Raw genomic sequence first — 18,237 nt, 5'->3', positions numbered from 1 at the left:
CGCCGGGAGCGGCCCGGACGGAAGATCTTCCGTCCGTTGTTCCGCGGAAAATGAAATAAATGTCTCACGATCCGGACGATATGCAGAAAATCCCGTCCGGTGAGTGAGACTGGTCCCACCGCAGACGGTAAGAGGAAACGAGGTCGGATGATGCGTACGCGTCCGCTGAAGGTGGCGCTGCTGGGCTGTGGAGTGGTCGGCTCAGAGGTGGCGCGCATCATGACGACGCACGCCGACGACCTCGCCGCCAGGATCGGGGCCCCGGTGGAGCTGGCCGGGGTCGCCGTGCGGCGGCCCGACCGGCTGCGCGAGGGCGTCCCCGCAGAGCTCGTCACCACCGACGCCACCGCCCTGGTCAAACGCGGCGACCTCGACGTGGTCGTCGAGGTCATCGGCGGCATCGAGCCCGCGCGGACCCTCATCACGACCGCCTTCGAGCACGGCGCCTCCGTCGTCTCCGCCAACAAGGCGCTGCTCGCCCAGGACGGGGCCGCCCTGCACGCCGCCGCCGAGGAGCACGGCCGGGATCTGTACTACGAGGCCGCCGTCGCCGGCGCCATCCCGCTGATCCGCCCGCTGCGCGAGTCCCTCGCCGGCGACAAGGTCAACCGGGTGCTCGGCATCGTCAACGGCACCACCAACTTCATCCTCGACAAGATGGACTCCACGGGCGCCGGGTACCAGGAGGCGCTCGACGAGGCCACCGCGCTCGGGTACGCCGAGGCCGACCCGACCGCCGACGTCGAGGGCTTCGACGCCGCCGCCAAGGCGGCCATTCTCGCCGGTATCGCCTTCCACACGCGCGTGCGCCTGGACGACGTCTACCGCGAGGGCATGACCGAGGTCACCGCCGCCGACTTCGCCTCCGCCAAGGAGATGGGCTGCACCATCAAGCTGCTCGCCATCTGCGAGCGGGCCGCGGACGGGGCCTCGGTCACCGCGCGCGTGCACCCCGCGATGATCCCGCTCAGCCACCCCCTCGCCTCCGTGCGCGGCGCCTACAACGCCGTGTTCGTCGAGTCGGACGCGGCCGGGCAGCTCATGTTCTACGGTCCCGGCGCCGGCGGTTCCCCGACGGCCTCCGCCGTCCTCGGCGACCTCGTCGCCGTCTGCCGCAACCGGCTCAGCGGCACCACCGGACCCGGCGAGTCCGCCTACGCCGCGCTGCCCGTGTCGCCGATGGGGGACGTCGTCACGCGCTACCACATCAGCCTCGACGTCGCCGACAAGCCGGGCGTGCTCGCCCAGGTCGCGACGGTCTTCGCCGAGCACGGCGTCTCCATCGACACCGTGCGCCAGCAGGGCAAGGACGGCGAGGCCTCCCTCGTCGTCGTCACCCACCGCGCGTCCGACGCCGCCCTGAGCGGGACCGTCGAGGCGCTGCGCAAGCTCGACACCGTGCGGGGTGTCGCCAGCATCATGCGGGTTGAAGGAGAGTAACCAGCAATGACCCACCAGTGGCGCGGAATCATCGAGGAGTACCGGGACAGGCTGCCGGTCTCCGACACCACGCCGGTCGTGACGCTCCGTGAGGGCGGCACGCCGCTCGTGCCCGCGCAGGTGCTCTCCGAGCGCACGGGCTGCGAGGTCCACCTGAAGGTGGAGGGCGCGAACCCCACCGGGTCCTTCAAGGACCGCGGCATGACCATGGCCATCACCAAGGCCAAGGAGGAGGGCGCGAAGGCCGTCATCTGCGCCTCCACCGGCAACACCTCCGCGAGCGCCGCGGCGTACGCCGTGCGCGCCGGGATGGTCTCCGCCGTGCTCGTCCCGCAGGGCAAGATCGCGCTCGGCAAGATGGGCCAGGCGCTCGTGCACGGCGCCAAGATCCTCCAGGTCGACGGCAACTTCGACGACTGCCTCACGCTGGCGCGCGGCCTGAGTGAGAACTACCCCGTGGCACTGGTCAATTCGGTCAATCCGGTGCGTATCGAGGGGCAGAAGACCGCCGCCTTCGAGATCGTGGACATGCTGGGCGACGCCCCCGACATCCATGTGCTGCCGGTCGGCAACGCGGGCAACATCACCGCGTACTGGAAGGGGTACAAGGAGTACGCCGCCGACGGCGTCGCCTCCGGGACCCCCCGCATGTGGGGCTTCCAGGCCTCCGGCTCCGCGCCCATCGTGCGCGGCGAGGTCGTCAAGGACCCGTCGACCATCGCCACCGCCATCCGGATCGGCAACCCGGCCTCGTGGCAGTACGCGCTCGCCGCGCGGGACGAGTCCGGCGGCCTCATCGACGAGGTGACGGACCGTGAGATCCTGCGCGCCTACCGGCTGTTGGCCGCGCAGGAGGGCGTCTTCGTCGAGCCCGCCTCCGCCGCGTCCGTCGCCGGTCTGCTGAAGGCGGCCGAGCAGGGCAGGGTCGACCCCGGGCAGCGCATCGTGTGCACCGTCACCGGCAACGGCCTGAAGGACCCCGACTGGGCCGTCGCCGGCGCTCCGCAGCCGGTCACCGTCCCGGTCGACGCGGCGACGGCGGCGGAACGGCTCGGCCTGGTCTAGCCGGTCCCGGCCGCTCCGCGGGCGGCGGTTCCCACTGCCGGGCGGCCGGGCAGGTGCCCGTACGGCGTGACCGGGCGGGGACGCGGGGGTCCGGCGCCCCCGGCGCCCGGCCGGCGCCCGCTCCGCGCGATCCGGCCGGAAGAGGCCGTGCCGCTTCCGGCCGCTCCCCGCTCCCCGGGGCGCCCCGGCGCGCGCCGCCCGCCCCGGCCGGCGCGGACCACCCCGCCGAGCCCCCGCCCGCCCGGCGCCGCGCGGCACGGGAAGGCGTAAGAGGTCGCTTACCTGGGGAAGTTCCTCGCAGGGGTGTCACAGGGGGCTTGCGACACGCATCGTGCGCCTCCCGTGCGCCCTATGTCGCCACAGAACCTACCTTCGATAGGCTGTACCGAACCCGCCCGCCGCATATGCCGCGCATACGGCACGGGCCGCGCCGCCTTTCGTGGACCGGAAGCGGACCGAAGCGGAACGGAAGTGGACCGGAAACGGTCGGCCCGCCAGGCCGGCAGCGGTCCCCGGGTTCGTACGTCCCCGCATGTCATTCGACCACGCAGCTCAAGGAGAGTCATCGAGCGATGGCCGGTCCAGCGTTCCGCGCCGCCGCCGTCCGGGTGCGCGTCCCCGCCACCAGCGCCAACCTCGGCCCGGGCTTCGACGCCCTCGGCCTGGCGCTGGGCTTGTACGACGACGTCGTCGTCCGGGTGGCCGACTCCGGGCTGCACATCGACATCGCGGGTGAGGGCAGCCAGACGCTCCCGCGCGACGAGAAGCACCTCCTGGTCCGCTCCCTGCGCACCGCCTTCGACGCCCTGGGCGGACAGCCGCGCGGCCTGGAGATCGTCTGCGCCAACCGCATCCCGCACGGCCGCGGCCTCGGCTCCTCCTCCGCCGCCATCTGCGCCGGCCTCGTCGCCGCCCGCGCGGTGACCATAGGCGGCGACACCCGCCTCGACGACGCGGCGCTGCTCGACCTCGCCACCGAGATCGAGGGCCACCCCGACAACGTGGCGGCCTGCCTGCTGGGCGGCTTCACCCTGTCCTGGATGGAGGCCGGCGCCGCCCGGGCGATCAGGATGGAGCCCGCCGATTCCATCGTTCCGGTGGTTTTCGTGCCCGGAAAGCCGGTGCTGACCGAGACGGCACGCGGACTGCTCCCGCGCACCGTGCCGCACGCGGACGCCGCCGCCAACGCCGGCCGCGCCGCCCTCCTCGTCGAGGCCCTCACCCGGCGCCCCGAGCTGCTGCTGCCCGCCACCGAGGACCGCCTGCACCAGGAGTACCGCGCCCCCGCGATGCCCGAGAGCGCGGCGCTGGTGGAGCGGCTGCGGTCCGACGGCATCCCCGCGGTGATCTCCGGCGCCGGGCCCACGGTGATGGCGCTGGCCGACGTGGGCACGGCCGACAAGGTCGAGGCGCTGGCGGGCCAGGACTGGGCCGCCAACCGGCTGAGCCTCGATCTGCGGGGTGCGAGCGTGCTGCCGCTCGCGACCTGACACACGGTTGCCGGATTGGAGAGGGGGAATGTTTGTTGGATCCGGTAGTGTTAACCTCAAGTCTGCACCCGACCCCACCATGGCGAGGTGCCTCGTGTCCCCGTCCGGGACAGACATTCTTCCGGGAGCCTCCCAAGCCGCCTTGTGTGGTGCACGCCGAACGCGGGCAGTACGGCGTACACAGGCACTGAGCGGTCCGCCGGGCACGCTCCGGAACCGGTGCGACCACGCCGCGTGACACAGACACTGGGTGCCACGGCTCAAGGAAGCGCCATCACCAGATATCTCTTCCGCCGTTTCGGCGGATTACCGCCCCGGCACGGTCCGCACAGCAAGGACCGAAGCCGGACAGCACAACCGGTCGCCGAGCCAGACAGGCCGACGCCCGCTCCAGGGAAGGACCCTTCGTGAGCGACACCACCGATCTGATGGGCGCACGTGTCGAGGAGACCGCTGCCGCGCCCGCCACGGACGCTGCCGCGCCTGCCACCGGTGCCGGCTCCCGGCGGCGCCGCGGTACCGGCCTCGAGGGCATGGTGCTGGCCGAGCTGCAGCAGGTCGCATCCGGCCTCGGCATCAGGGGCACCGCGCGCATGCGCAAGAGCCAGCTGATCGAGGTCATCAAGGAGGCGCAGGCCGCCGGCGGGGCCGCCCCGGCCAAGGCCGAGGCCGCCACCGAGACCAAGCCGAAGCGCCGCGCCACCTCCCGGGCCCGTACGGGCGAGGAGGCCGCCGCCGAGAAGGGCGAGAAGGCCGGGAAGGCCCAGAAGAAGGCCGACAAGGCGTCCGCCGACGCCCCCGCCGACAAGGCCGCGACCCAGCAGCAGATCGAGATCCCCGGCCAGCCGTCCCCCAAGCTCTCGGCTCCGGCCGAGCAGGGTGGCGCCGCCGGTGACGACGCCCCCTCCGAGCGCCGTCGTCGCCGCGCCACCGCCGACGCCGGTAGCCCGGCCGCCGCCCCCGAGACGGTCGCCGCCGAGGCCAAGAGCGAGCCGAAGGCCGAGACGCCCGCGCAGCAGGCGCAGCCCCAGCAGCAGAACCAGGGCGAGGGCCGGTCCGAGGGCGGCGAGGGCGGCGAGGGCCGCCGCCGTGACCGGCGCGAGCGCGGCCGGGACCGCGATCGCGACCGCCGCGGCAAGGGCGACGACCAGCAGCAGGGCAACCAGCAGCGTCAGCAGCAGGGCGGCGGCCGGCAGGACCGGCAGGACCGCCAGGACGACTACGACGACGAGGCCGGCGGGCGGCGGGGCCGTCGCGGCCGCTACCGCGACCGCCGTGGTCGCCGCGGCCGCGACGACATCGCCTCCGAGCCGCAGATCGCCGAGGACGACGTCCTGATCCCCGTCGCGGGCATCCTCGACATCCTCGACAACTACGCGTTCATCCGCACCTCCGGCTACCTGCCCGGCCCGAACGACGTGTACGTCTCCCTCGCCCAGGTCCGCAAGAACGGCCTGCGCAAGGGCGACCACATCACCGGTGCCGTGCGCCAGCCCAAGGAGGGCGAGCGCCGCGAGAAGTTCAACGCGCTGGTGCGCCTGGACTCCGTCAACGGCATGGCCCCCGAACACGGCCGCGGCCGCCCGGAGTTCAACAAGCTGACGCCGCTGTACCCGCAGGACCGCCTCCGCCTGGAGACGGACCCGGGCGTGCTGACCACCCGGATCATCGACCTGGTCTCGCCCATCGGCAAGGGCCAGCGCGGTCTGATCGTGGCCCCGCCGAAGACCGGCAAGACCATGATCATGCAGGCGGTCGCCAACGCGATCACCCACAACAACCCCGAGTGCCACCTGATGGTCGTCCTCGTCGACGAGCGTCCGGAAGAGGTCACCGACATGCAGCGGTCGGTCAAGGGCGAGGTCATCTCCTCGACCTTCGACCGCCCGGCCGAGGACCACACCACGGTCGCCGAGCTCGCCATCGAGCGCGCCAAGCGCCTGGTGGAGCTGGGTCACGACGTCGTCGTGCTGCTGGACTCGATCACGCGTCTGGGCCGTGCGTACAACCTCGCCGCCCCGGCCTCCGGCCGCATCCTGTCCGGTGGTGTCGACTCCACCGCCCTGTACCCGCCCAAGCGCTTCTTCGGCGCGGCCCGCAACATCGAGGACGGCGGCTCGCTGACCATCCTCGCCACCGCCCTGGTGGACACCGGGTCCCGCATGGACGAGGTGATCTTCGAGGAGTTCAAGGGCACCGGCAACATGGAGCTCAAGCTCGACCGGAAGCTCGCCGACAAGCGCATCTTCCCGGCCGTCGACGTCGACGCCTCCGGCACCCGCAAGGAGGAGATCCTCCTGGGCGCCGAGGAGCTGGGCATCGTCTGGAAGCTGCGCCGGGTGCTGCACGCCCTCGACCAGCAGCAGGCGATCGAGCTGCTGCTGGACAAGATGAAGCAGACCAAGTCGAACGTCGAGTTCCTGATGCAGATCCAGAAGACGACGCCGGCGCCCGGCAACGGCGACTGAGCCCTCGGCCGGCCGCGTCCGCGGCGCTTTCCGGAAGTCCGCCCCGTCACCCGAGTGACGGGGCGGACTTTCTGCTTTGTAAGATCACCGAGCCGTAGTGGGGGGAACGTATTTTCCAATACGCCACCGGGATGCTCCGGGCCGCCCTCGGGCCCGCCCGCACCGGTGGTCCTTCTCTCTCCTGCGCGCGAAACCGCCCGGCGTCGCGCCCGCACCGATCGCGTGCGCCGCCGCGCTGCCTTTCGACAGGAGATCTGAGTGACATCTACTTCCCGGAGAGCGCACCGAGCTCTCCCCGCGGCCGCGGCCGCGCTCGCGCTGTCGGGCGCCGTCCTGGCGGCCGCTCCGGCCGAGGCGACCGAGGCGCCCCCGGTCCCGGCCGCCCGGCAGACGACCGTCGGAGGGCTGCCCAGCGCCTCCCAGGCGGAACTGCTCCAGCGCGTCCAGGACGCCCAGGAAGCGCTCAAGGACGACTTCACCGCCGCCCCGGCGGCGCAGCCGAAGCCCACCGCCCGCCCCGAGGCCACCTCCGGCACCGTCGATCCGAAGATCATCGGGGGCAAGGACGCGACCATCACCGAGGCGCCGTGGATGGTGCAGCTGTACCACAGGGACGGCTACTTCTGCGGCGGCACCCTGGTCGCCCCGGCGAAGGTCCTCACCGCCGCGCACTGCGTCTACGGCCTGGACTGGACCAGGAAGGGCACCGTCGTCGCCGGCACCAGCCGGGCGGCGGACGGCGCGGACCTGCACGGCGGCCGGGCCGTCGGCGTCTTTCGCCAGTGGATCAACCCCACGTACAACAACGCCACCACCGCGGGCGGCGACCTCGCGGTGCTGACGCTGACCGAGCCGCTGCCGTACAAGACGCTCCAGGTGACGTCGAGCACGGACACCGCCTCGTACGGCAACGGCACCCCGGCGACGGTCTACGGCTGGGGGCGCACCAGCTCCACCAGCGACGACATCTCGCCGACCCTGAAGAAGGCGTCCGTCCCGATGCGGTCGGACTCCGCCTGCGCCTCGTACTTCGGATCCGCCTTCGTGCCCGGCCAGATGGCCTGCGCCGGCGACCCGGCCTCCGGCCAGGACGCCGGGACGGTCTCCCCGTGCAACGGTGACTCCGGCGGCCCGCTGGTGGTCAACGGGCGGATCGCCGGTGTCGTGTCGTGGGGCGTGGAGGACTGCGTCGCGACGGGCGCCCGCGGCGTCTACGCCAAGACCCGCACCTACGTCGGCGCCCTCAACGCGCGGATCGACGACACCGACCTCGACTTCGACGGCCGGGCCGACCTGTTCGTCCGCACGCCCGGCGGGCAGGCCTACGAGTACTACTCCCTCGGCAAGGCGCCGTGGCTGGGCGACCGCCTCGCCCTCGGCGACTTCAGCGGGAACACCCTGGTCCGGCAGGCCGACCTCGACCGGGACTTCTACCAGGACTACCTGCGGCGTGCCTCCGACGGCGTCCTGTACCGCCTCGCGTTCAACGGCGTCGACCGCTACGAGACCACCCGCGTCGGCGGCGGCTGGAACGCGATGAAGAACATCGTCGTCCCCGGCGACCTCTCCGGCGACGCCCTGCCCGACCTGATCGGCCAGGACAAGTCCGGGGTCCTGTGGCTCTACCCCGGCAAGGGCGACGGCCGCTTCGGCACCCGCGTCCGGGTCGGCGGCGGCTGGGGCAGCCTCACCATCGCCGGCAAGGGCGACTACACGGGCGACGGCAAGGCCGACCTGCTGGCCCGGGACACCTCCGGGGTGCTGTGGCTGTACCCGGGCCGCGGCGTCGCGTCGCCCGCCTTCGGCACCCGCGTCAAGGTCGGCGGGGGCTGGAACTACAACGCCTACGCCGCCACCGGTGACATCAACGGCGACGGCAAGGCCGACCTGCTGGCCCGCGACGGCTCCGGCGTGCTGTGGCTGTACCAGGGCCGCGGCGTCTCCTCGGCGCCGTTCGGCACCCGGATCAGGGTCGGCGGCGGCTGGGGAGCCTTCAACCTCTTCGGCTGATCCGCTGGTGCCGCACGGCACGCACTCCGCGCCCGACCGGGGCGCCCCGGGCCGCCTCCGTTCACCGGAGGCGGCCCTTCGCGTGCCCGCCCGCGGGTGCGGCCTGCGCGTACCGCTCGCGCGTGCTGCCTGTGCGTGCCGTCTGTGCGAATCACCACAGGGCGGACATGCGGGGAAGCGCAACTTCTCGCGGAGTTCACCCGTCAGACCTGTCAGAGCGATGATGGATCCGTAGGAGAACCGAGGAGCACATGCCCGCCGACAGCACGCCGGGCCCCGGCATACCGGGCGCGCCCGGCAGGCGCCCGCGCCACCGCGCCAAGGGCCGCCGCCGCAAGCCGCGCAGCAGGCGGCGCACCGGCCTGCTCGTCGTGGCGTGGACCGCCGCGGGCATCGTCGTCCTCGGCGGCTCCGGAGCCGGCTACCTGTACTTCACGCTCAACGGGAACCTCAAGAGCGTCGACATCGACCAGGCCCTCGGCACCGACCGGCCCGGCAAGGCCGGCAACGGCTCGGAGAACATCCTCGTCCTCGGCTCCGACACCCGCTCCGGCGGCAACGGGAAGATTGGCGGCGGCGCCGACGACGGCACCGCCCGCTCCGACACCGCGATGATCGTGCACGTCCACGAGGGCCACCGGAAGGCCAGCGTGGTCTCCGTGCCGCGCGACACCCTCATCGACCGTCCCGCCTGCACCGACACCGCCGGCCGCCAGTACCCCGCCGCGCACCAGGTGATGTTCAACTCGGCGTACTCCACCGGCGGCGCCGCCTGCGCCGTGAAGACCGTGGAGTCCCTCACCGGCCTGCGCATGGACCACTACCTGGAGATCGACTTCGCCGGCTTCCAGCGGCTGGTCGACGAGCTCGGCGGCGTCCGGGTCACCACCACCGAGGACATCCGGGACCCCGACAGCCATCTCGACCTGAAGGCCGGCACCCACCGGCTGAGCGGCGCGCAGGCCCTCGGCCTGGTCCGCACCCGGCACGGCGTCGGCGACGGCTCCGACCTCGGCCGCATCCAGCTCCAGCAGGCCTTCGTCAGGGCCCTGGTCGCCCAGGTGAAGGACATCGGCGTCCTCACCAGCCCCAAGAAGCTCTACGACCTCGCCGACACCGCCACCGGGACCGTCACCACCGACTCCCGCCTGGGCTCGGTGAACTCCCTCATGGCGTTCGCGAGCGGGCTCAAGGGCATCGACTCCTCGAACCTGCACATGGTCACCATGCCGGTGCGGTACGACCCCGCCGACGGCAACCGCGTCCTCGTCCAGGAGGCCAAGGCCCGGCAGGTCTGGAACGCGCTGAAGAACGACCGGCCGGTCCCCAGGGCGGCCACCGAGGGCACGGCCACCGGCGAGGCCGGCGACGTGGTCGGCGCGCCCTGACGGCGCCCGCGGCCGCCCACGGCGGTCAGGTGGCACACCGGCGGGACGACCGCTCCGGCCCCGGGGAACAAACGACGGCAACCCCCGGTTTTGGGTGATGGCCCCAGTCCTGGCAGACTGGTACGTCGGCTCCGGTTCACGCCTCCGCAACCCGCGGCTGCGACCCGGCGCCCTCCCGGAACCTAGGAGACACCTTGAAGCGCGACATCCACCCCGCGTACGTCGAGACGCAGGTCAGCTGCACCTGCGGCGCGTCGTTCACCACCCGCAGCACCATCGAGTCCGGCACCATCCGGGCCGAGGTCTGCTCCGAGTGCCACCCGTTCTACACGGGCAAGCAGAAGATCCTCGACACCGGTGGCCGTGTGGCCCGCTTCGAGGCCCGCTTCGGCAAGGCTGCCGCCGGCTCCAAGAAGTAGCGAGCCCCAGACCGCCGGTCCATGGCCGCGCCCCCAGCCGGGGGAGCGCCGGGACCGGCGTTTTTGGTCGCCCGCCTTCCCCCTCATCGCAGTATCAGGAGCCCCAAGATGTTCGAGGCCGTCGAGGAACTCGTCGCCGAGCACGCCGACCTGGAGAAGAAGCTCGCCGACCCGTCGGTCCACGCCGACCAGGCGAACGCGCGCAAGCTGAACAAGCGCTACGCCGAGCTCACCCCGATCGTCGCCACGTACCGCTCCTGGAGGCAGACGGGCGACGACGTGGAGACCGCGCGCGAGCTGGCCGCCGACGACCCCGACTTCGCCGCCGAGGTCAAGGAGCTGGACAAGCAGCGTGAGGAGCTCACCGAGAAGCTGCGCCTGCTGCTCGTCCCGCGCGACCCCAGCGACGACAAGGACGTCATCCTGGAGATCAAGGCGGGCGCGGGCGGCGACGAGTCGGCGCTGTTCGCCGGCGACCTGCTGCGGATGTACCTCAGGTACGCCGAGCGGGTCGGCTGGAAGACCGAGATCATCGACGCCACCGAGTCCGAGCTGGGCGGCTACAAGGACGTCCAGGTCGCCGTGAAGGCCCGCGGGCAGATCGAGCCCGGCCAGGGCGTGTGGGCCCGGCTGAAGTACGAAGGCGGCGTGCACCGCGTGCAGCGCGTCCCCGCCACCGAGTCCCAGGGCCGCATCCACACCTCCGCCGCCGGCGTGCTCGTCACCCCGGAGGCCGAGGAGGTCGACGTCGAGATCAACCCCAACGACCTGCGGATCGACGTCTACCGGTCCTCCGGCCCCGGCGGCCAGTCCGTCAACACCACCGACTCCGCCGTGCGCATCACGCACATCCCCACCGGAGTCGTCGCCTCCTGCCAGAACGAGAAGAGCCAGCTCCAGAACAAGGAGCAGGCTCTGCGTATCCTGCGCTCCAGGCTGCTCGCCATGGCGCAGGAGGAGGCGGAGCGGGAGGCCGCCGACGCCCGCCGCAGCCAGGTGCGCACCGTCGACCGCTCCGAGAAGATCCGCACCTACAACTTCCCGGAGAACCGCATCTCGGACCACCGCGTCGGCTTCAAGGCGTACAACCTGGACCAGGTCCTGGACGGCGACCTCGACGCGGTGATCCAGGCGTGCGTCGACGCGGACTCGGCGGCCAAGCTCGCCGCCGCGTGAGGACGCGGCGCCAGGACAGCCAGGAACCGTAGGAAGCACCGATCACCGGAGGACGCGCGTGCAGCAATCCTTTGGGGGGCGACCCCCAAGCCCCCGCAGCGTGCTGCTCGCGGAGGTGGCGCAGGCCACGCAGCGGCTCGCCGACGCCGGCGTGCCCTCGCCGCGCACCGACGCCGAGGAGCTCGCCGCGTTCGTGCACGGCGTCAAGCGCGGCGAGCTGCACACCGTGAAGGACGCGGACTTCGACGCCCGGTACTGGGAGGTCGTCGCCCGCCGGGAGGCCCGCGAACCGCTCCAGCACATCACCGGGCGGGCCTACTTCCGCTACCTGGAGCTCCAGGTCGGCCCCGGCGTGTTCGTGCCGCGGCCCGAGACGGAGTCCGTGGTCGGCTGGGCGATAGACGCCGTGCGCGCCATGGACGTCGTCGAGCCCTGCATCGTCGACCTGTGCACGGGCTCGGGCGCCATCGCGCTCGCCCTCGCGCAGGAGGTGCCGCGCTCGCGCGTGCACGCCGTGGAGCTGTCCGAGGACGCCCTGGTGTGGGCCCGCAGGAACGTCGAGGGGTCCAGGGTCGACCTGCGCCAGGGCGACGCCCTGACGGCCTTCCCGGACCTCGACGGCCAGGTCGACCTGGTCATCTCCAACCCGCCCTACATCCCGCTCACCGAGTGGGAGTACGTCGCCCCCGAGGCCCGCGACCACGACCCCGACATGGCCCTGTTCTCCGGCGAGGACGGCCTGGACCTGATCCGCGGCCTGGAACGCACCGCGCACCGGCTGCTGCGCCCCGGCGGCGTGGTCGTCGTCGAGCACGCCGACACCCAGGGCGGCCAGGTGCCGTGGATCTTCGCCGAGGACCGCGGCTGGACCGACGCCGCCGACCACCCCGACCTCAACAACCGGCCGCGGTTCGCCACCGCCCGCAAGGCGCTGCCGTGAGCACGCCCCCGACCACCCCCTTCCCGAAGACCCCGCAGTTCCCGCAGCCGCAGTACGTGCACGAGGAGGCCCGCTAGACATGGCACGGCGATACGACACCAACGACGCGACCGACCGCGTGACCGGTCTGCGCGAGGCCGCGTCCGCCGTCCGCCGGGGCGAACTCGTGGTGCTGCCGACCGACACCGTCTACGGCATCGGCGCCGACGCGTTCTCCCCGGAGGCCGTCGGCGACCTGCTGGAGGCCAAGGGCCGGGGCCGCAACATGCCCAGCCCCGTCCTCATCGGCTCCCCGAACACCCTGCACGGGCTCGTCACCGACTTCTCCGAGCTCGCCTGGGAGCTGGTCGACGCCTTCTGGCCCGGCGCGCTCACCCTCGTCGCCAAGCACCAGCCCTCCCTGGCCTGGGACCTCGGCGAGACCCGCGGCACCGTCGCCGTGCGCATGCCGCTGCACCCGGTCGCCATCGAGCTGCTCACCGAGGTCGGCCCCATGGCGGTGTCCTCCGCCAACCTCACCGGCCACCCGGCGCCGGAGGACTGCGACGCCGCGCAGGCGATGCTCGGCGACTCCGTCTCCGTCTACCTCGACGGCGGCCCCACCCCCGGCAACGTCCCGTCGTCGATCGTCGACGTCACCCGCCCCGTGCCCGTGCTGCTGCGCGAGGGCGCCCTGTCACCGGACGAGCTGCGCAAGGTCGTACCCGACCTCGAGGTGGCCAATTGACACCCCCTGACACGGGGCGTGGCATAGGCATCGGGCAGTGGGCCGCGGAGGAGACGACGACGTTCGGCCTTCCGCGCGACAGCTTCCGCATCCTTCACGTCAGCACCGGCAACGTGTGCCGCTCGCCCATCACCGAACGGCTGACCCGGCACTTCGTGTCGGAGCGGCTCGGCGTGCTGGGCGGCGGCCTGATCGTGGAGAGCGCGGGCACCTGGGGCCACGAGGGCGCGCCCATGGAGCCCCACGCCGAGACCGTCCTGGCCGAGTTCGGCGCGGACACCTCCGGCTTCACCGGCCGTGAACTCCACGACGAGCACGTCATCCGCGCCGACCTGGTGCTGACCGCCACCCGCGACCACCGGGCGCAGGTCATCTCCATGGGCCACTCGGCGGGCCTGCGCACCTTCACGCTGAAGGAGTTCACCCGCCTGGTCAACGCCATCGACCCGGCCACCCTGCCGCCCCTGGAGGAAGGCGTCGTCGCCCGCGCCCGCGCGCTGGTGCGCGCCGCCGCCGCGCTGCGCGGCTGGCTGCTCGCGCCGAACGCGGAGGCCGACGAGGTGCTCGACCCGTACGGGGCGCCGCTGACGTTCTTCCGGTCGATCGGCGAGGAGATACACCAGGCGCTGGACCCGGTCGTCACCGCTCTGACGGGCGTGCCCGCGCCGGCGTAGGCGGCCGGGCGCCCCCGGCGCCCCGGGCCTACATTGGACGTACGTCACCGTCGACGCACGCCCGGAGCGCACCATGTCGGTCACCCACGCCGTCGAGGCCGATGTCCTGCGGCGCCAGGACCCCGAGCTGGCCGAGATCCTGCTCGCGGAACGCCACCGGCAGTCCACCACGCTCCAGCTGAGCGCCGCCGAGAACTTCGCCTCGCCGGCCGTGCTGGCCGCCCTCGGCTCGCCGCTCGCCAACAAGTACGCCGAGGGATACCCCGGGGCCCGGCACCACGGCGGCTGCGAGATCGCCGACGTCGCCGAGACCCTCGCCGTGGACCGCGCCCGGGCCCTCTTCGGCGCCGAGCACGCCAACGTGCAGTCCCACTCGGGCTCCTCGGCGGTGCTGGCCGCCTACGCCGCGCTGCTGCGCCCCGGCGACACCGTCCTGGCCCTCGGCCTGCCGCACGGCGGGCACCTCACGCACGGCTCGCCCGCCAACTTCTCCGGCCGCTGGTTCGACTTCGTCGGGTACGGCGTCGACGCCGAGTCCGGGCTGATCGACCACGACCAGGTGCGGGCCCTGGCCCGCGCGCGCCGGCCCAAGGCGATCGTGTGCGGCTCGATCGCCTACCCCCGGCACATCGACTACGCGTTCTTCCGCGAGGTCGCCGACGAGGTGGGGGCCTATCTCATCGCCGACGCGGCGCACCCCATCGGGCTCGTCGCCGGGGGAGCGGCGCCCAGTCCGGTGCCGTACGCGGACCTGGTGTGCGCCACCACGCACAAGGTGCTGCGCGGTCCGCGCGGCGGGATGATCCTGTGCGGCGGCGAACTGGCCGAGCGGGTGGACCGGGCCGTCTTCCCGTTCACCCAGGGCGGGGCGCAGATGCACACCATCGCCGCCAAGGCGGTCGCCTTCGGGGAGGCGGCCACGGCCGCCTTCGCCGCCTACGCCCGTCAGGTGGTCGCCAACGCGCGCGCCCTGTCCGCGGAGCTGACCGCCGCGGGGTTCGCCGTCACCACCGGCGGCACCGACACCCATCTGCTGACCTGCGACCCGGCGCCGCTCGGCGTCGACGGACGGACCGCGCGGGGCCGGCTGGCGGCGGCCGGGATCGTCCTGGAGTGCTGCGCGCTGCCGCACGGGGACGCCCGCGGGCTGCGGCTGGGCACCGCCGCCGTGACCACCCAGGGGATGGGGCAGGCGGAGATGGCCCGGATCGGCGCCCTGCTCGCGGCCGTGCTGCGGGGCGGAACGGACCCCGCGGGGGCGCGGGCACGGGTGCGGGAGCTGACCGGTGCGTTCCCGCCGTATCCGGTCTGAGCGGGGAGGGGACGTACCCGCGTACACCCGGGCGGGCACCGCCGCGCACGGCCCGCGTGCAACCATCGTCACTACCCGGCAGTCCTCATCGCCATGCGCGCGTCGCTAGGGTGTGAGGCTGTGATGGCCAGCGAGACCTGTGGGGAAGCCCGTGCGTGAATACCTGCTGACGCTCTGCATCACGGCCGCGGTGACGTATCTGCTGACAGGTCCGGTACGGAAGTTCGCGATCGTGGCCGGGGCGATGCCGGAGATCCGGGCCCGCGACGTGCACCGGGAGCCCACTCCGCGCCTCGGCGGTATCGCGATGTTCTTCGGCCTGTGCGCGGGCCTGCTGGTCGCGGACCATCTCACCAACCTCAACCAGGTCTTCGCCGAGTCGAACGAGCCGCGGGCGCTGCTGTCCGGGGCCGCGCTGATCTGGCTGATCGGCGTCCTCGACGACAAGTTCGAGATCGACGCCCTGATCAAGCTGGGCGGCCAGATGATCGCCGCGGGCGTGATGGTGGTACAGGGCCTGACCATCCTGTGGCTGCCCATCCCGGGCGTCGGCAACGTGGCGCTGACCCAGTGGCAGGGCACGCTGCTGACGGTGGCCCTCGTCGTCATCACGATCAACGCGGTCAACTTCGTGGACGGCCTCGACGGTCTCGCGGCGGGCATGGTGTGCATCGCGGCGACCGCGTTCTTCCTGTACGCGTACCGGATCTGGTACTCGTACGGGATCGAGGCCGCGGCCCCGGCCACGCTGTTCGCGGCGATCCTGATGGGCATGTGCCTGGGCTTCCTGCCGCACAACATCCACCCCGCGCGGATCTTCATGGGCGACTCGGGCTCGATGCTGATCGGGCTGGTGCTGGCGGCGGGCGCGATCTCGATCACGGGACAGGTCGACCCGGACGCGCTGGCCCTGTTCACCGGGTCGGAGAAGGCGGCGGTCCATCAGACGGTCCCGGTCTACATCCCGCTCCTGCTCCCGCTGACGATCATCGCCGTGCCGGCGGCGGACCTGGTGCTGGCCATCGTGCGGCGCACCTGGCGCGGACAGTCCCCGTTCGCCGCGGACCGCGGCCATCTGCACCACCGCCTGCTGGAGATCGGCCACTCGCACAGCCGGGCCGTGCTGATCATGTACTTCTGGTCGGCGCTGATCGGCTTCGGGGCGCTGGCCTACTCCGTCAACTCCGCGTCCATGTGGATCGTGCTCGGCGTGGTCTTCCTCAGCGCGGTGGGGCTGGTCCTGCTCCTGCTGCCGCGCTTCACGCCCCGCGTGCCCCTGTGGGCGCAGCGGTTCGTACCGCCGCGCTACCGGCGCCGGGCGGTGCCCGCGGAGGCGGCGCCCGCGCCGGCCCCGGTGCCCGCCGGCAGCGGCGTGCACGCGCACGGCAGTACGGCGCTGTCCGAGCTGGAACGCTCCCCGCGCTTCCTGGCGCAGGAGAAGGAGCGCGCCTAGAAGCGGTCTCGGCGGGGGCCGGGGGTCAGCCGGTCCACGCCTCGCGGAGGGCGGCGCACACCTCGCCCACCGTGGCCCTGGCCGCCAGCGCCTCGCGTATCGGGTGGAGCACGTTCCCGTCGCCCCGCGCGGCCCCGCCGAGGCGGCGCAGGCGGTCGTCGACGGCCGCCTGTACCCGCCAGGCCCGCAGCTTGGCCAGGCGCTCGGTCTGGTCGGCCCGGACGGTCCGGGAGGAACTCCAGGGGCGGGCCACACGGGGGTGGGACCCGTTCCGGGCGGCACCGCGGATGCCGAACAGGCCGGGGCCCATACCCGCCTCGACGACCGCGAGCATCCCGCCGAACCGCGCCACCCGCTCCAGCACGGCGGCCGCCTCGGCCTCCAGGGCGGCGGCCCGCTCCGGACGGCCGTCGCCGGGGGCGTACAGGTCGTGACGCCCGGGGGCGGGGCCGCCGCCGGGGATCGGCGCGGCCACCCGCAGCAGCGGGCCCGGGCCCGGGGGGAGACCGAGGCCGTCCCGGGCCGCGCGCGCCCACAGGCGGCGCAGCGCCCTGAGCTTCGCCCGGGTCGCGCGGCGGGTGGCGGCGGGGGCCAGGGACAGGGTCACGCGGGCCGCGACGGCCCGCGGATCGAGGCCCGCCGTCCGCGCCGCCCGCAGGTACTCGGTGCCGGCGGCCACCGTGTAGGCGATCTCCCGGGCCGGGTCGGCCCCGGCCCGGGCCAGGTGGTGGCCGGCGACGGACAGGAACCGCCACCGGGGCAGCTCGGCCAGGCAGTACGCGGCCACGTCCCCGGCCAGCCGCAGCGCGGCCCGGGGCGGGAACGGGCCGGGCCCGTGCAGCACGAGGTCCTTCAGGACGTCGTTGCCGACGCTTCCCGACAGCCGGCGGACCGGCGCGCCGTGCTCCTCGGCGACGAGCTGGTGCAGGACGAGCAGGGGGGCCGCGCAGGTGTCGGCGGCCAGCGCGGTGAAGGCCCGGTGCAGGGGCAGCCCGCCCAGCAGGACGCGCATGTCGTCGACCGAGTCGACGGGCACGCCCCGGTGGCCGACCAGTCCCCAGGCGGCCGGCGCGTCGGAGTCGAGGCCGGTGAGCGTGGCCAGGTCGAAGGCGAGCGGCAGCACCCGGGCACCGGCGGCGACGAGGTGGTGCAGCCGGGCGTTGGCCGCCGCCGCGGTGTCACAGCCGGTCATGGCGCCGGCGGGCGCGCGGCGCTCCAAGGGGATGTCCGCGCGGGAGCGGCGGCGCACGCCGCGGGGTGCGGTACCGCGACGGTCGGGCGGGCGGCGGACCGGTGACCGGTGCGGCGCGTGACCGTCCGGCGGGCTCCGGCGGGCGCGTCCGGTGACGACGGTGCGCGCCGGGCACGGTCCCCTCCGCGCGCGGGCGCGCGGTGGCGCACCCGGCCGTCCCCGGCCCGGGCGGCCCCGGGCGGGGGCGTCAAGGCCGGCGCGGCGGGGTGTACGTCGCGGGCGGCGGAGTACGGCGGCGGCGGTGTCTGCTCGGTCATGGCTCCGGGTCCGGGGTGCGGGGCGCGTGGGCGGCGGACTTCAGGACGGCGCGCCCGTCCGGTCGGGCCGGCCCGGCCCGTCGTGCCCGGCCGGGAAGCGGTCGCGCGGCGGGGCGGTGGACGCGCGGATGGCGTCGACGCGTTCGTCCCGGCTCACCGCTGCCCT

At 73.5% G+C, this 18,237-nt stretch carries 14 protein-coding genes; 13 read left to right on the top strand and 1 reads right to left on the bottom strand.

Annotation, left to right across the window (positions count from 1 at the left end):
* The first annotated feature begins 147 nt into the window (after nt 1-147).
* The 13 genes from AB0L74_RS02040 (at nt 148) to AB0L74_RS01980 (ending at nt 16,562) form a co-directional block, all read left to right on the top strand.
* Entirely contained in the window at nt 148-1,440 is a 1,293-nt protein-coding gene (locus AB0L74_RS02040) for a homoserine dehydrogenase (protein WP_365644575.1), read from the top strand.
* A gap of 6 nt (nt 1,441-1,446) precedes the next feature.
* Nucleotides 1,447-2,505 (top strand): threonine synthase, encoded by a 1,059-nt coding sequence (thrC, locus tag AB0L74_RS02035; protein ID WP_365644572.1) that lies wholly within the window; start codon nt 1,447-1,449, stop codon nt 2,503-2,505.
* Nucleotides 2,506-3,077: 572 nt separating this feature from the next.
* A complete protein-coding gene (gene thrB, locus AB0L74_RS02030) occupies nt 3,078-3,995 on the top strand; it encodes a homoserine kinase (RefSeq protein ID WP_365644569.1) in 918 nt (305 codons plus the stop codon).
* 407 nt (nt 3,996-4,402) lie between these two features.
* Complete coding sequence (gene rho / locus AB0L74_RS02025) at nt 4,403-6,463, top strand: transcription termination factor Rho (protein ID WP_365644566.1); 2,061 nt, start codon at nt 4,403-4,405, stop codon at nt 6,461-6,463.
* A gap of 258 nt (nt 6,464-6,721) precedes the next feature.
* On the top strand, nt 6,722-8,473 hold the full coding sequence (locus AB0L74_RS02020) for a trypsin-like serine protease (RefSeq protein WP_365644564.1): 1,752 nt from the start codon (nt 6,722-6,724) through the stop codon (nt 8,471-8,473).
* Between the two features lie 251 nt (nt 8,474-8,724).
* A complete protein-coding gene (locus tag AB0L74_RS02015; protein WP_365644561.1) occupies nt 8,725-9,861 on the top strand; it encodes an LCP family protein in 1,137 nt (378 codons plus the stop codon).
* A gap of 194 nt (nt 9,862-10,055) precedes the next feature.
* Nucleotides 10,056-10,280 carry a 50S ribosomal protein L31 gene (gene rpmE, locus AB0L74_RS02010; RefSeq protein WP_014675000.1) on the top strand — a complete coding sequence of 75 codons (225 nt, stop codon included), beginning with the start codon at nt 10,056-10,058 and terminating at the stop codon, nt 10,278-10,280.
* Nucleotides 10,281-10,388: 108 nt separating this feature from the next.
* On the top strand, nt 10,389-11,456 hold the full coding sequence (gene prfA, locus AB0L74_RS02005) for a peptide chain release factor 1 (protein ID WP_365644558.1): 1,068 nt from the start codon (nt 10,389-10,391) through the stop codon (nt 11,454-11,456).
* 100 nt (nt 11,457-11,556) lie between these two features.
* Entirely contained in the window at nt 11,557-12,396 is an 840-nt protein-coding gene (prmC, locus tag AB0L74_RS02000; protein WP_365644555.1) for a peptide chain release factor N(5)-glutamine methyltransferase, read from the top strand.
* A 79-nt stretch (nt 12,397-12,475) separates the two neighbouring features.
* Nucleotides 12,476-13,123 carry an L-threonylcarbamoyladenylate synthase gene (locus AB0L74_RS01995; RefSeq protein WP_044383916.1) on the top strand — a complete coding sequence of 216 codons (648 nt, stop codon included), beginning with the start codon at nt 12,476-12,478 and terminating at the stop codon, nt 13,121-13,123.
* Nucleotides 13,120-13,797: a protein-tyrosine-phosphatase gene (locus AB0L74_RS01990; protein ID WP_365644551.1), complete on the top strand. Its 678-nt coding sequence runs from the start codon at nt 13,120-13,122 to the stop codon at nt 13,795-13,797. Before AB0L74_RS01995 ends, AB0L74_RS01990 begins: the two co-directional genes overlap by 4 nt.
* 73 nt (nt 13,798-13,870) lie before the next feature.
* A complete protein-coding gene (gene glyA / locus AB0L74_RS01985) occupies nt 13,871-15,109 on the top strand; it encodes a serine hydroxymethyltransferase (RefSeq protein WP_365644548.1) in 1,239 nt (412 codons plus the stop codon).
* Between the two features lie 151 nt (nt 15,110-15,260).
* Complete coding sequence (locus tag AB0L74_RS01980) at nt 15,261-16,562, top strand: MraY family glycosyltransferase (protein ID WP_365644546.1); 1,302 nt, start codon at nt 15,261-15,263, stop codon at nt 16,560-16,562.
* Nucleotides 16,563-16,587: 25 nt separating this feature from the next.
* Here the strand turns inward: AB0L74_RS01980 and AB0L74_RS01975 are convergent, their stop codons facing one another.
* The gene (locus AB0L74_RS01975; protein WP_365645065.1) at nt 16,588-17,754 is read right to left on the bottom strand and encodes a methylmalonyl-CoA mutase family protein; all 1,167 of its coding nucleotides are present in this window, start codon (nt 17,752-17,754) and stop codon (nt 16,588-16,590) included.
* Nucleotides 17,755-18,237: the final 483 nt, after the last annotated feature.

Source organism: Streptomyces sp. NPDC052020, from assembly GCF_040680575.1.
In the GTDB taxonomy this organism is placed as follows: Bacteria; Actinomycetota; Actinomycetes; order Streptomycetales; family Streptomycetaceae; genus Streptomyces.
The sequence above is the reverse complement of the archived record's forward strand: the minus strand, read 5'-3'. Positions and strand labels throughout refer to the sequence as shown.

Coding starts and splice junctions, on each gene's coding strand:
- prfA (WP_365644558.1), top strand. CDS start 10,389: ATGTTCGAGGCCGTCGAGGAACTCGTCGCCGAGCACGCCGACCTGGAG.
- AB0L74_RS01995 (WP_044383916.1), top strand. CDS start 12,476: ATGGCACGGCGATACGACACCAACGACGCGACCGACCGCGTGACCGGT.
- thrC (WP_365644572.1), top strand. CDS start 1,447: ATGACCCACCAGTGGCGCGGAATCATCGAGGAGTACCGGGACAGGCTG.
- glyA (WP_365644548.1), top strand. CDS start 13,871: ATGTCGGTCACCCACGCCGTCGAGGCCGATGTCCTGCGGCGCCAGGAC.
- thrB (WP_365644569.1), top strand. CDS start 3,078: ATGGCCGGTCCAGCGTTCCGCGCCGCCGCCGTCCGGGTGCGCGTCCCC.
- AB0L74_RS02040 (WP_365644575.1), top strand. CDS start 148: ATGATGCGTACGCGTCCGCTGAAGGTGGCGCTGCTGGGCTGTGGAGTG.
- AB0L74_RS02015 (WP_365644561.1), top strand. CDS start 8,725: ATGCCCGCCGACAGCACGCCGGGCCCCGGCATACCGGGCGCGCCCGGC.
- AB0L74_RS01975 (WP_365645065.1), bottom strand. CDS start 17,754: ATGACCGGCTGTGACACCGCGGCGGCGGCCAACGCCCGGCTGCACCAC.